Origin of the sequence: Streptomyces sp. NPDC086077 (genome assembly GCF_040686175.1) — a bacterium.
In the GTDB taxonomy this organism is placed as follows: Bacteria; Actinomycetota; Actinomycetes; order Streptomycetales; family Streptomycetaceae; genus Streptomyces.
In genome coordinates, this window is sequence record NZ_JBFBJT010000005.1 from 22,937 (window position 1) to 36,208 (window position 13,272).

Consider the following 13,272-nt stretch of genomic DNA (forward strand, 5'->3'; position numbering starts at 1 on the left):
GAAGCGAACCGGATGACGTCGGCCGGGAGCCCGGCCAGGAGGTTCGCCACCGAAGCCGTGCACGCCGGACGGGACGATCTCGCCAGGCAGGGCCTGCATGCCCCGCCGATCGACCTGTCCACCACCTACCCCTCGTACGACAGCCGGGCCGAGGCCGCCCGCATCGACGCCTTCGCCACCACCGGCGCCGAACCGGAGGGCCCGCCCGTCTACGCCCGGCTGGGCAATCCGACCGTCGCCCGCTTCGAGACCGCCCTCGCACGGCTCGAAGGCACCGAGTCCGCCGTCGCCTTCGCCAGCGGCATGGCCGCGCTGAGCGCGATCCTGCTCGTACGGGCCTCCCTCGGCCTGCGCCATGTCGTCGCCGTACGGCCCCTGTACGGCTGCAGCGACCACCTCCTCACCGCCGGACTGCTCGGCTCGGAGGTCACCTGGACCGACCCGGCGGGCATCGCGGACGCCCTGCGCCCCGACACCGGGCTCGTCCTGGTCGAGTCCCCGGCGAACCCGACCCTCGCGGAGGTCGACGTACGGGCCGCCGCGCACGCCTGCGGTTCGGTCCCGCTGCTCGTCGACAACACCTTCGCCACGCCCGTCCTCCAGCGCCCCGTCGAGCAGGGCGCACGACTGGTGCTGCACAGCGCCACCAAGTACCTCGGCGGGCACGGTGACGTACTCGCCGGAGTCGTCGCCTGCGACGAGGAGTTCGCCGGGCGGCTGCGCCAGGTGCGGTTCGCGACGGGCGGGGTGCTGCATCCGCTGGCCGGCTATCTGCTGCTGCGCGGACTCTCGACCCTGCCCGTGCGGGTGCGGGCGGCGTCCGCGAACGCGGCCGAACTGGTCCGCCGCCTCGCCGCCGACCCGCGCGTCGCCCGCGTCCACTACCCGAGCATCGGCGGCGCGATGGTCGCCTTCGAGGTGCACGGCGACCCCCACCAGGTCATCGCCGGCGTCCGTCTGATCACCCCCGCCGTCAGCCTCGGCAGCGTCGACACCCTCATCCAGCACCCGGCGTCCATCAGCCATCGCATCGTGGACGCGGACGACCGCCGGGGTGCCGGCGTCAGCGACCGGCTGCTGCGGATGTCGGTGGGGCTGGAGGACGTCGAGGACCTGTGGGCCGATCTGGACGCCGCCCTGGGGGAGGAGCCGGCACCGGCCCGGGCGGCGGCAGGGATGAGGCACGCCTGAGCGGCCCGACCCGCGCCTCGGGGACGGCTCGGCGTGTGTCCCGCACCGTCCCCGAGGCGCCCGTCACCGCGCCCGGCGCCTCACTCCCGGACGATCCGCTCGCCGAGCCGCTCCCCGTCGTACGGCAGGCCCGAACGGACCGCCGCCGCGTCCAGGCGGGCCGTGATCACCAGGGTGCCCTCCTCGATCTGGTAGTCGAGGGGCAGGCCCAGCCCGCGCATAGCGGCGACCATGCCGGTGTTGGAGGACTGCGTCACGGCGTACACGCTCTCGCAACCCGCCTCTACCGCCATGGACACCAGACGGCCGAGCACTTCGGCACCGATGCCACGGCGCTGCCAGTCGTCCTCGACGAGCAGCGCGACCTCCGTCTCGTCCCCGTCCCACAGCAGGTGGCCGAGCCCGACGATCCGGCCCGACGCGGTCTGCACGGCGAGCGTCCGGCCGAAGCGCGGGCTCAGGAGGTGGTTGAGGTAGCGGTCGGCGTCCCCGACCGGCCCGTGGTAGCGCATCGAGAGGGTGCGCGGTGAGCACCGGTCGTGCATGGCCTTCGCGGCCTCGACGTCACCGGTGTCGGCCCGGCGCACCGTGATGGCGCCGCCCTGCGGCAGGGTCAGTACGTCCTGGCTGCCCGGGACGCGCGGCCCGAGCCGGGCGTCCAGCTCCACCAGCGCCCGCGCCCGGGCGAACTCGGTCGGCGTGAACGGCAGATACGGCCGCTCCACGGTGATCACTCCGCCTTCCGGTGCCCGCAACCGCAGCACGGTGTCCTCCAGTACGCCCTCCACCGGCACACCGTCCGCCGCGCGACCGCCGCCCACCGGGGCCGCGGGCAGCGAACGGATCGTGCACCGGCCCAGCAACTGGCGGAGCGCGAGCGGCAGTTCGGCGGCGTCCAGCGCCGTGCGCGTGGCCAGGCCCAGGACCCGGGTCGGGGCGTCCACCAGATCGTGCGCGTCGGCCCGCTCGATCCAGGTGCTCGTACCGCCCGCCTGGGCCGCCGCCCGCGTCAGCTCGGCCGCCGCGAGCCCGGCGGGGGCCCGCAGCAGGAACTCGTCCACCGTGCCGTCGCCCAGCGGATGGGTCTGCAGGCTCAGGATGTCGACCCGGTGCCCGGCGAGCTCCGTGCAGAGCGCGGCGAGCGAACCCGGCTCGTCCTTCACCGTCGTGCGCATCCGCCAGAGCGCGGCCTCCCCGGACTCGGGCCGCGCGTTCGCCGTGGTGGGCGCGGACGGCCCGGCCTGCCGCTCCGAGGAGGGCGGCCGGGCGCCGGTATCGCTGGTCGGCGGTGCGTGCCCGTGGCGGCGTGACCACCAGGTGTGGAACGCCGCCGTGGCGAGCAGGGCGATCGCGGAGATCACCAGCAGTGCCGGGCCGTCGGGGCCGTGACCGATCAGGTTGGCCACGGCGTCCGCCACCGCGACGGCCGTGAACAGGGCGGCGAGCTCCACGAGGTCCCGTCGCCAGTGGTGCACGGGGCGGCCGTGTTTCGCACGTGTCACATCAGACATGTCTCGACTCATGCACCCACTGTGAAGGAACGGTGTTGCGTGATCACGAACGCTTTGTGACTGATCGGTAAAGCATGGATCTGCCCTTTTTGTTGTTCTTTTTACAACTGTGTGGCCGCGCGGTGACGACCTGCGAGGACGTACGTGCTCAGCTGCCCCCGGTACCAGCCCGTCTACGTCATGCGGCCACCTCGTCGCCCAGCGCACTGCGCAGCCGACGTGCCTGCGTCACCAGACGGGAGGAGCCACGCCGGGCCGCCGCCTGGGCCAGGTGCGGCAGGTCGCCGCGGGCCCCGGACCGCTCGGCGCACTCGGCCGCCACCGCCAGCAGCTCCCCGAGGCCCCGGGCGGGCGTGGCCGCCTCGCCGTTCGTGAGGTCGGCCAGCAGTTCGGGCAGCGTCCGGCTCAGGATGCTCCATATCGTGGCGTTGGCGCCAGTCGCCGCCGCCGTACGCATCGACTCGGCCAGCCGCTGCGTCTTCACCGCACCGCACCGGACCAGCTGCCCGAGGTCCGCGCCGAGCCGACCCGCGTCCAGCTGTCCGCGCGCGGCCAGCACCAGCAGCGCGTCCACTGCCGCGAGCCGGTCCTCCGGATGCCGCGCCCCGAGCCCGTAGGCGACACCCAGATGGACGGCCTCGCCCGCCTCTCCGCCGGACTCCGCGAGCGGCGGCAGCGCCGCGGCGGCCCCCCGGAGGTCGTCCACGGCGAGTTCGGACAGGCCTTGCAGCAGCCGCGCCGCCACCAGCTCACGCCGCTCCGGGAGCATGGCCGACCAGTGCTGCCGTACGTCGTCCTCCCAGTGGTAGCACCAGCGGTGTTCCTTGGGGACGCTCAGCGGTCTGCCCAGGGAGCGGAACTCCGCCGGGAAGTCCTCCTGCAGTTCGAGGACTTCGCCGAGCTCCACCAGGACGCGTCGCCCCGATGCCCGTCGCCAGGTGGTCGGCTGCTCCGCGGCACCGGAGGTCAGCCAGGCGGCGAGCCGTTTCCCCTCCGCCGTGCCGAGAGCCGCCGCACGCCGGGCCGCCGACCCGGCCGCCTCCCGGTCCCCGCGGCGTACCCGGAGCAGTGCCTGCGCGAAGTCGGTGTCCGCGACCCGGGCACCCAGCCGCGCGTAGGTGTCGAGGCGTTCGACCAGCTCGGCCGGTTCCAGCAGGCCGGTGCTCCAGGTGGGGGTCGAGAGCAGGAAGGGCAGCGGATCGGTGCGCATCCGGTACGCCACCTCCCACAGGCGGCACTCGAACGCGCGGAAGAGGGCGCTGTGCACACAGTCACGGGCGTTCGCACCACGCTTGACGCGCGTGTGCAGCGTGGCGGTGCGGACCGCGCCGCGCAGCGTGGCGAGGAGCAGATCCAGGCCGCCGGCGGCGTCGGACACCGCGCCGTAGGAGTGGCCGAAGCCGTCGCCCGACGCGGGGCCGTGGGCGCTGTCCCACCAACGCCGGGCGACCACCGGCTCCAGGGCCGTCAGCAGGGACTCGCTGTCCCGGTACGCGTGCCGCACCAGACCGTCCAGGGCCCGCTCGAAATCGGTGACGCCCGGCTCGGAGGCCAGCGCCGCGCCCACCTCCTCGGCCAGCTCCACGGCGGACGCGGCGGCGGGGGCCAGACGCGTCGGCCGTGGTGCCGGGGGCAGCAGCTCCTCGTGGCCCGACGGCTCGGGGCCGGCCGGCGCCGCGCCGAGCGTCACGACCGCCCTGGCGCGCAGGCCAGGGCTCAACTGCTCGGCGGCGATGGCCACATCCGCCCGCGCCGGCACCGAGTCGACCTTCCTGACGTGCCGTTCGGCCAGCTTCAGCGCCCGCTCCTGGACGTCCGTGTCCTCGTGTCCGAAGGCCTGCGCGACGGCGGGCAGCAGCTCCCCGGCCGCGGAGGCGTCCCGCGTCAACACCTTGCCCAGCAGCACGAGCTGGGCCCGCACGAGCTTCCGCTCGGTGCGGAACAGCACCGCCTCCGACACCTCCGCCAGGTGCCGCGGCGCCAGCTCGCCGTCCAGGGCGAGGGCCCCGAGGACCGACTGGGCGTACGAGGCCACCGTCGACGTGGCGTCCGACGCGAGCGCCAGCCAGTCGGGCAGGTGCTCCCGCTCCTCGTCCCGGGTGAGGGCGAGGCACTTCAGCAGCCGCAGGAACGCCCGCTGATCGGCGGCCGTGCCACCCCGCAGCAGCCGGGCCACGCACGCGTCGACCGTCGCCCCACGGTCGAGCGCGCCCTCCACGGTCAGCTGTGCCAGCGCGCCGATCCAGCTGTCCGGGCCGACGTGGTCCGGCCACTGCAGCCGGTTGCCGATGTCGTCCGTCTCGAACAGAGCGGCGATGAGCTCCCGCAGATGCGGGTCCTGCCGCAACCGGTCGAGCAGCGTGCCCCCGCGCTGCCACGAGCCGTGCAGGTGATCGAGCCAGCCCCGGACGTAGGCGTCGGTCGTCGGCACCGGGCAGCGGGAGAGCCGTACCAGACCGGCCATGAGCTCGAACGGCACCCAGGCGGAGACCGGGCGCTGCGCCAGCCGGTGCGTGACATCGGCCAGCCAGTCGGTCTCGCGGTCGCCCAGGACGTGCAGCAGCACGCCGGGAGGGACCTGCGACCAGCGCAGGTCGGCGGCGGCGATCCAGCTCGCCACTCCCGCCGCGCCCGTCTGGCACGCCGCCCCGGCCGCGTGCAGGGCGGGATACGCGCGCCGCGCGGCCGACTCCCAGGGAGCCGTCCGCAACTCCTTGCGCAGCCCCCTCAACTCGGGGAAGTGCGCGCGCCGTTCGGCATCCGTCAGCCCGTCGAGCAGGCTCACCACCTCGGCCGTACGGCCGGCTCGCACCAACTCCAGCAGCGAACTCATCGCGCACCCCCGTCGACCCGCTCCGGCTGTCCTGCCCGCGCCCCTGTGGCCCCGCGCCGCACCATGCGCACCGCCAGCGCGTGTTTGCACGGCCCCCGCCCGCCCCGGTACTTCGCCCACCACAGGCAACTGCAGCTGAGCACCCCCGCCGCCTGCTCCCGCACCCGGTGTATGTGCCCGTCCTCCGCCGTGACCGTGGCGACCGCGCCGTCCAGGGCGACCGCACCCGCCGCCACCAGCGCGCGGGCGGATCGCAGTCGCGGGTTGTGCCGCTCCACGCGCTCGGCATCGTAGGGCAGTTCGCGGTGGAAGTAGGCCGTCTCCGCCACGTCGTACCCGACGCGTCCCGAGGTGCCGAGGCGGACCAGGGCCGCCCGGACGCGCTCGGCGGTCAGCCCGGAGGCGACCGCGAGGTCGCGGACGTCGACGCGCGGCTCCCACGCCAGCAGCACCGAGATCAGCTCCGCGTCCTCGGCGGCCTCGTCGGTCGCCAGCGCGGCCAGGACGCCGCCCTCGCCGGAGAACCCGCGCGAGGCGTCGGGGGACAGCGTCAGGGTGAGCCGCATGCCGGGCAGGACGACTTCCCAGGCCGCGGCGGTGGCGGCGTCGCCGGCGACCGCGGGGCCGTACACGCGCAGCGACGTGGCGTGCCGCAGTACCCGCTGGAGCGCGATGAGCCGCTCCGGGCCGGGCAGGCAGACCGCGCCGGGCACGGCCCGGGTGCTGGGCCGCAGCCCATGACCGGCGGGCACCACCCACCGGACGCCGGCCGACGCGGCGCGCCCGCCGCCCCGGGGCAGCGTCCGCAGGAACCTCACGGCCTCGGCCGCCGGCAGCTCCGCCCGCAGATCGAAGCCGGCGGCGATGACCTGGGCCTCGGCGAAGCCCCGCAGCCAGCGGTCGGGCAGCGGCACCTTCTTCTCGACGACCGGACCGTCCAGCGTGGTCACCGCCAGCTCGTCCGGGCCGACCCGCAGGTGGAGCGGATCGGCGGAACCGATCCGCGACAGTGCCTCCCGCAGCGGGTTGTTGACGTCGACGTTCGTCGTGCCGTGGCCCACCGCGTCGCCGTCCAGGCCCGCTTCCAGGACGTCCAGGCGCGCGTAGACCCCGCCGCAGCCGGAGAACGACTCGAAGCGCAGCCGGTCGCCGTTGCCCGTCACCACCGGGTCGAGCGAGGCGCGCAGCTGCCGCTGGTAGTACCGCGCGGCCGCCACGTCCGCCACCGCGAGCAGTCCCGCCGCAGCTACCTGAGGTGATGTCAGAAGGCCCGCGAAGAGCTGCGGATGGTCCCGCACGCCCGAGGGCGTCGCACCTCGTGAGGTCTCCAGACCCAGGCGCTGTCCGTCCGCATCGGACTCCAGCACGGAGGGTCGCCGATAGGCCACGGCCTGCAATGATCGCGTCATGGGAAAACCGTAGAGGCGGCCACTGACAATCAGCCTGATCTGCGAAAATGCCGCTTTCGCAGGCGAGTTGGCGGAGGGAAGGAACGTGCCGCGCACTGGGGGATGACGCCGGTGCGCGGCACGTCGTACGAGGGTACGGGAGCCACTGCCATGGAAGGCCGGAACGGGCCTACTGACCGACCCGCCCGGGTCGCAGCACCTTGGTGAACAGCACGGTGCCGTCCTGCTCGCGCAGTCGGACCGTGAGTTCGGCGCTGTCGCCGTCGATGTGACGCAGGAAGGGGTAAGGGGATGTCGTGACGGATCATGGCGGCAGCAGGGGTGAGGCTCCCCAACTTGTCCCGGTCAACCGCGACTTACCGCCTCCGCCATCACCCGCACCCCCTCCCGTATCAGCCCCGGCGGCACCTGTGCGTACCCGAGAACGAGCCGCACCGCCGCCTCCCCGTCCTCCGAGAGATCCGCACGCGCGTACGTGCACTCCGACAGCGCTCGTACGGCGACCCCCGCCGCCCCCACCCGCGCGAGGAACCGCTCCTGCGGCCCGTACCGTTTCGGCAGTGTCACGATGGCGTGCAGTCCCGCGGCGATCCCGGACACAGGCACGCACGCCGGACGACCGCAGCGGACCCAGGGCGAGTCCCTCGCCGTCCAGCGGCAGCGGCACGGAGGTGACGCCGGCCGCGGCGTACATGCCGTCGTGCTGCGGGCTGCCGGGATCCTCGACGCCGATCACATGCGTGCCGCGTGCCCGCAGCACCAGGGCGAGCAGTGTCGTCGCCTGGGTCACGCCGGAGACGACCACGATCCGCTCCGGGTCGGCGACCACGCCCCGTCGGCGGCCGAGCAGTTCGGCCAGTGCGGTGCGCAGCCGGGGCAGCCCGCGTGGGTCGGGGTAGCCGGGCCGTGGTGGGGCAGCTCCGCCAGCACGTGGCGCTGCGCGGCGGCCCAGGCGGCGCGCGGGACCAGCGACAGGTCGGGTGTCCCCGGCACGAAGTCGGCGCGCGCCCCGGCGGTACGGGGGGCGAGATCACGCGCGCGCGGGGGTGGGCGGCTCGTGCCGCGTCGCCCACCCAGGTCCCCGCGCCCCGGCCGCTGCGCAGGTAGCCCTCCGCCGTCAGCTGCTCGTAGGCCTCCGTGACCAGCCCGCGCGACACACCGAGGTCGGCCGCGAGGTCCCGGCTGGACGGCAGCCGGGTGCCCGGCGCGAGCCGCCCGGAACGGACCGCCGACCGCAGCGCCGCCTGCAACGAGCGGCCACGCGCGCGTGCGGGCGCCGCGGCGGCGGGCAGCAGCAACGCCCAGGCCGGTGTGGAGGGCGCACTGCCCCCATGACCGCCCCGCAAGCAGTGCTCAGGCCGTCTGTCGCGCGGCGGGCCGGCTGCCGTCGAGAAGTACGCGTGCGACGAGCGCGGGGTCGTCGTTCATCGGGACGTGACCGCAGCCGGGCAGCCGGACCAGCCGGGCCTTGGGCAGGATGTACTTGGCGCGGATGCCCTGCCGGGGCACCAGCAGCCGGTCCCTGCTGCCCCAGGCCACGGTGACCGGGATCCCCGTGATGTCGTCGGTGAACCGCACGTCCCGGCCGCTCCGGAGGGTCTGCGCGAACCCTTGGGCACGGGCCAGCGCGAGCGTCTCGGCGACCACCGCCTCGGGCGAACGGCGGGCCGGGCGGGCGTAGATGGCGCTGGTCAGCAGCGTGCGGCCCACCGCAGGGCGGGCGAGCGCCTGGACGAAGGGCGGCGGCATCCGCCGGGCGATCTGCCGCATGGCCGTGAGCACGGTGAAAGCGTAACGCCGCTCCGCCTGCGACCAGAACCCGGCGGGCGACAGCGCCGTCACCGACCGCACCAGCTTGTCCCGGCCGAGCTGGAGGGCGAGCAGGCCGCCCAGCGAGTTGCCCGCCACATGCGGCCGTTCGAGCCCGAGCGCCTCGCACAGCGCGGCGAGCACGGAGGTCATCGTCGGCAGGTCGTGCGTCAGCCCGTCCGGGAGAGCCGGGGACTCCCCGCACCCCGGCAGGTCCACGGAGATCACGTCCCGCTCGACGGCCAGAACGGGGACGACCGGGTCCCATACCTGCCGGTGGTGGCCGATGCCGTGCAGCAGGACCAGCGGTTCACCGGAGCCCACGCGCGTGTACGCCAGGCTCATGCTGCGCGGGCCGTGCGGGGTGGGGACCGTGAAGGAGACGGTGGCGGACATACAGCTCCTCGTCGGGGACTCGGTGCCGGACATGGTGTAGACACCTTGTCAGCAAAGGCTACCGACGGGTAGCCCCCGGTCGCCGTCAGCCGCATGGCCGAACGCACCGCCGCAGACCCGGCATTGCCCCGCCGCGCACGAACCGGCCGCACGCGCGTGCGCGGCGAAACCGCCTGGACACGACGTGACGCGTCGGATGGGATTGCGGGGTGACCGCCGACATCGTTACCGAGGTCTTCGAAGAGCACCGCCCGGTCCTCCTGGGCGTCGCCTACCGCATGCTGGGCCGCGTCGCCGACGCGGAGGACGTGGTCCAGGACGCCTGGCTGCGCTGGTCCGGCGCCGACCGCGCCGACGTGCGCGACAGGCGCGCGTACCTGGTGCGCGTCACCACCCGCCTCGCCGTCGACCGGCTGCGCCAGATCAAGACCCGCAACGAGGCCTACGTCGGCCCCTGGCTGCCCGAGCCGTATCTCACCGAGTTCGGGGACACCGCCCCCGACACCGCGGAACGCGCAGTGCTCGCCGATTCCGTCTCCCTCGCCGTCCTCGTCGTACTGGAGTCGCTGTCACCGCTGGAGCGGGCTGTCTTCGTGCTCCGCGAAGCCTTCGGCTACCCCTATGCCGACATCGCCGCCATCCTCGACCGCGCCGAACCCGCCGTACGGCAGCTGGCGGGCCGGGCCCGCCGGCACGTCGAGGAGCGGCGTCCGCGCTACGACGTCGACCCGGCCCAGCGCCGAGACCTCACCGAGCGGTTCCTCGCGGCGGCCGGGGACGGCGATCTCGACGGCCTCATCGCGCTGCTCGCGCCCGACGTCCGCCTCGTCGGCGACAGCGGCGGCAAGTCCAAGGCGCCGCTGCGGGTGCTGGAGAGCGCCGACCACGTGGGCCGATTCCTCGTCGGCGCCGCAGGAAAGGGCGTTCCCGGCATGTCCTACCGCTTCCTGGAGCTCAACGCCGGCCCCGCGGTCCTCGTCCTGTCCGGCGGCGAACCCGACGCCGTGCTCCAGGTGGACGTCGTAGACGGACGCGTCCAGACCGTCTACGTGATGCGCAACCCCGACAAGCTGCGATCACTGGCCACCGCCTAGACGCCGTTGTGTCACGTATGTGGCGAGGTGCGAACGGCCCATGAACGCTCGGCCGCACCTCTCCTGTGTGGCGCCCGGGCGATCAATGATTGGTCTTGACCAAGGGTGAGGGCCGTCCTATGGTCGCAGATAAGTACAACAACCTTTAATAAACAAGGGCGCTAAAACGCCGCCGATCCACGGCGATTGCGGAGGACAGGGTGGGGACCACGCAGCTGGAATCGGTGCCGGAACCTAAGTACTGGCATCTCAAGACCGTGCTCACGGAGGCACTCGACTCCGAGTTCTCGGTGGGCGAGATCCTGCCCAACGAGCGCGACCTCGCCGCCCGCTTCGGCGTCGCCCGCGCCACGCTCCGCCAGGCCCTGGAACAGCTGGAACTGGAAGGCAGGCTGCAGCGCCGCCGCGGCGTCGGCACGACCGTCGCCCCGCCGCGCGTGGGAGTGGCCGTCGGCACCGAGCAGCACGACTGGCCGGGCGGGTCCGGTGACGCCTGGCAGGCCGTCGACTGCGTCGTCGCGGCTCCGCCGGCCGCGGTCGCGGACGCCCTGGAGACGGGCCGCGAGGAGCCCGTGCACATCGTGCGCCGCACCCGTACGACCCACGGCCAGCCCGTCGCCGCCGAGCTGCTCTACATCGCCGAGTCGTCGGTGCCCGACCTGTCGGCCATCGACGCCCCGGCCGGACCGGCACGCGCGCGTGCGGTACTGCGCGAGCTGCAGCGCCTGGAGCTGGAGGGCCAGGACCGCGCCGTCGAGCTCGGCTCGGCCCGCGCCGACGACGCCAAGGAACTCGACCGGCTGCCGGGCGCGCCGGTCCTGGTCGTCACCACCCGCTTCCACGCCGACGGCCGCACCGCGGCGGTCTCCGTCGCGACGTACCGCGCGGACACGTGCCGGCTGACCTTCGGCGACTCGGGCGGAGTGGAGATCCACGAGGGCCCGGAGCGCAAGGCTTCCTGACGGCGGCAGGGATCTCTCTCGTACGGAGCCCTCGGGGACTTCCTCCGGGGCTCCGAACGTTTCCTCAGTCCTTGGGCGCCGCGGGCCTGCGAGAGCGCGGGCCGGGGCCCGGACGTCAGCGGGGCGCCGGGGCGCCGGACCTCAGCGGCGCGCGGTCACCGTGCCCTCCACCGCGAACAACTGCTCCTCCACGTGGTCCAGGGCCAGCCGCAGCGCCCCGGTCGCCACCGCCGCCTCACCCAGCAGCGACAGCGTCACCTTCGGCGGCCGCAGACAGTAGCGCGCCAGTTCGCGACGCAGCGGCTCCAGTACGCCGTCCAGGCCCGCCGCCCAGCCGCCGATCACGACCAGCTCCGGGTCGAGGGCCAGTGCGAGCGCGGCCACGTCGTGCACGAGCCGCTGGATGAACCGTTCGACGGCGGCGATCGCCCGCTGGTCACCCTCACGGGCCTGCGCGAAGACCTTGGCGACCGCCTGCTCGTCCAGCGGGTGCAGGGGCTCGTCCGTGGTGGACAGCAGCGTCTCCGGCGTCGCCTCCCGGCCCAGCAGATGCAGTGCGCCGATCTCACCGGCCGCCCCGCCGTATCCCCGGTGCAGCCGCCCGCCGATCAGGGCGCCGGCACCCGGGCTGAGGCCCGCCAGCACGAACACCACGTCGTCGGACTCGATGGCGGAGCCCTTCCAGTGCTCGGCGACCACCGCCGCGTTGGCGTCGTTCTCCACCAGCACCGGGCACTTGAAGGAGCGGCCCAGCCGTTCCCCGAGCCGCAGCCCCGTCCAGCCGGGCAGCGCGGTGCCCAGCCTCACGGTGCCGTCCGCCTCGACGATCCCCGGCGTCGCCGCCCCGACCGCCCGCAGCGAGCCGCGCGCGATCCCGGCCCGGCGCAGCAGTTCGGCGACGGCGGTGCGCAGCCGTTCCAGTCGTTCGTCGGCGGGCGCGGTCTCGTCGATGTCCTTGGCCTGCGCGCCGACGATCCTCCCGTCCAGGTCCGCGAGCAGCGCGGCAACCCGGTGCGGCCCGATCTCCAGCCCCAGCAGATGCCCGGCCTCGGCTCGGAACCGGAACCGGCGCGCCGGTCGCCCCTGGCGCCGCGTGGCGCCTTCCTCGGCCGCCGTCTCCACCACGAGACCGGCTTCGATCAGCCCTTCGACGACCCCCTCGACGGTCGGCCGGGACAGGCCGGTGACGCGGGTGATCTCCGTCAGCGTCGCGCAGTCCGTGGCACGCAGCGCGTGCAGCACCACCGCGGAATTGATCCTTCGCAGCAGCGAGGGATCCCCGCCGGTCAGCCGCCCCAACGTCCGTCCTCCCAGCTCGTGCGCGTGTTCGCCGGATCGTACTCGGCACCGGCGGGCAGCGGCGAGTGCCGGAGCGCCCGAATCCGGCGGGGATTCGGATCAGCCGGGGGAGACGAACCCCGACTCGTAAGCCGTGATCACCGCCTGGGTGCGGTCCCGCGCCCCGAGTTTCGCCAGCACCGCGCTGACGTGTGACTTCACCGTCTCCGTGCCGACGACCAAGTGCCCGGCGATCTCCGCGTTCGACAGGCCGCGGGTCATCAGCCGCAGCACGTCCGCCTCACGTTCGGTCAGCCGCGCCCGCTCCAGTGCCGCCCGGGCCGCGCGATTGCCGCCGCTGTCGCCGTACTCCGCGGCCAGCTGCCGTACCGAGGCCGGGAACAGCAGTGAGTCGCCCTCGGCGACCAGCCGCACCGCGTGCACGATCTCGGCCGGCCGGGCTCGCTTCAGCAGGAACCCGGAGGCACCGGCACGCAGCGCCGCGTACACGTACTCGTCGTTCTCGAACGTCGTCACCACCAGGATTTTCGGCGGCTTCTCGACCGTCCGCAGCACCGCGCGCGTGGCCTCGATGCCGTCCAGCAGCGGCATCCGTACGTCCATCGCGACCACGTCCGGCCGCAGTTGCCGCACCAGTGGGATCACCGCCGCCCCGTCGGCCGCCTCGCCGGCGACCTCGATGTCGGGCTGCGCCTCCAGCACGGCCCGCAGGCCCGCCCGGACGAGGGGTTCGTCGTCGACAAGGAGAACGCTGAGCGGCATCCGGCC

The 13,272-nt window shown here is 74.1% G+C and carries 9 protein-coding genes and 1 pseudogene; 3 read left to right on the forward strand and 7 right to left on the reverse strand.

The genetic code is table 11. The features are described 5' to 3' along the window. Positions 1 to 12 precede the first annotated feature (12 nt). Complete coding sequence (locus tag AB0O67_RS02495; protein WP_365445063.1) at positions 13 to 1,191, forward strand: PLP-dependent transferase; 1,179 nt, start codon at positions 13 to 15, stop codon at positions 1,189 to 1,191. A gap of 80 nt (positions 1,192 to 1,271) precedes the next feature. Here the strand turns inward: AB0O67_RS02495 and AB0O67_RS02500 are convergent, their stop codons facing one another. The 5 genes and pseudogenes from AB0O67_RS02500 to AB0O67_RS02520 form a co-directional block, all read right to left on the reverse strand. Continuing rightward, entirely contained in the window at positions 1,272 to 2,702 is a 1,431-nt protein-coding gene (locus tag AB0O67_RS02500; protein ID WP_365444838.1) for a GNAT family N-acetyltransferase, read from the reverse strand. A 178-nt stretch (positions 2,703 to 2,880) separates the two neighbouring features. Continuing rightward, complete coding sequence (locus tag AB0O67_RS02505; RefSeq protein WP_365444841.1) at positions 2,881 to 5,535, reverse strand: DUF6493 family protein; 2,655 nt, start codon at positions 5,533 to 5,535, stop codon at positions 2,881 to 2,883. Then, the gene (locus tag AB0O67_RS02510) at positions 5,532 to 6,944 is read right to left on the reverse strand and encodes an SWIM zinc finger family protein (RefSeq protein WP_365444844.1); all 1,413 of its coding nucleotides are present in this window, start codon (positions 6,942 to 6,944) and stop codon (positions 5,532 to 5,534) included. Before AB0O67_RS02510 ends, AB0O67_RS02505 begins: the two co-directional genes overlap by 4 nt. 345 nt (positions 6,945 to 7,289) lie before the next feature. After that, a pseudogene (locus AB0O67_RS02515) lies at positions 7,290 to 8,290 on the reverse strand (aminotransferase class I/II-fold pyridoxal phosphate-dependent enzyme). A gap of 7 nt (positions 8,291 to 8,297) precedes the next feature. Further along, complete coding sequence (locus tag AB0O67_RS02520) at positions 8,298 to 9,149, reverse strand: alpha/beta fold hydrolase (RefSeq protein ID WP_365444847.1); 852 nt, start codon at positions 9,147 to 9,149, stop codon at positions 8,298 to 8,300. A gap of 209 nt (positions 9,150 to 9,358) precedes the next feature. On the opposite strand from AB0O67_RS02520, the gene AB0O67_RS02525 reads away from it, so the two are divergent. Together AB0O67_RS02525 and AB0O67_RS02530 are read left to right on the forward strand one after the other, a co-directional pair. Next, complete coding sequence (locus AB0O67_RS02525; protein ID WP_365444850.1) at positions 9,359 to 10,243, forward strand: RNA polymerase sigma-70 factor; 885 nt, start codon at positions 9,359 to 9,361, stop codon at positions 10,241 to 10,243. A 200-nt stretch (positions 10,244 to 10,443) separates the two neighbouring features. Continuing rightward, on the forward strand, positions 10,444 to 11,205 hold the full coding sequence (locus tag AB0O67_RS02530) for a GntR family transcriptional regulator (RefSeq protein ID WP_365444853.1): 762 nt from the start codon (positions 10,444 to 10,446) through the stop codon (positions 11,203 to 11,205). Positions 11,206 to 11,346: 141 nt separating this feature from the next. On the opposite strand, the gene AB0O67_RS02535 is transcribed toward AB0O67_RS02530, so the two are convergent. Both AB0O67_RS02535 and AB0O67_RS02540 read right to left on the reverse strand, forming a co-directional pair. After that, positions 11,347 to 12,504 (reverse strand): ROK family transcriptional regulator, encoded by a 1,158-nt coding sequence (locus AB0O67_RS02535; RefSeq protein WP_365444856.1) that lies wholly within the window; start codon positions 12,502 to 12,504, stop codon positions 11,347 to 11,349. A 99-nt stretch (positions 12,505 to 12,603) separates the two neighbouring features. Next, positions 12,604 to 13,266 (reverse strand): response regulator transcription factor, encoded by a 663-nt coding sequence (locus AB0O67_RS02540; protein WP_365444859.1) that lies wholly within the window; start codon positions 13,264 to 13,266, stop codon positions 12,604 to 12,606. Positions 13,267 to 13,272 lie beyond the last annotated feature (6 nt).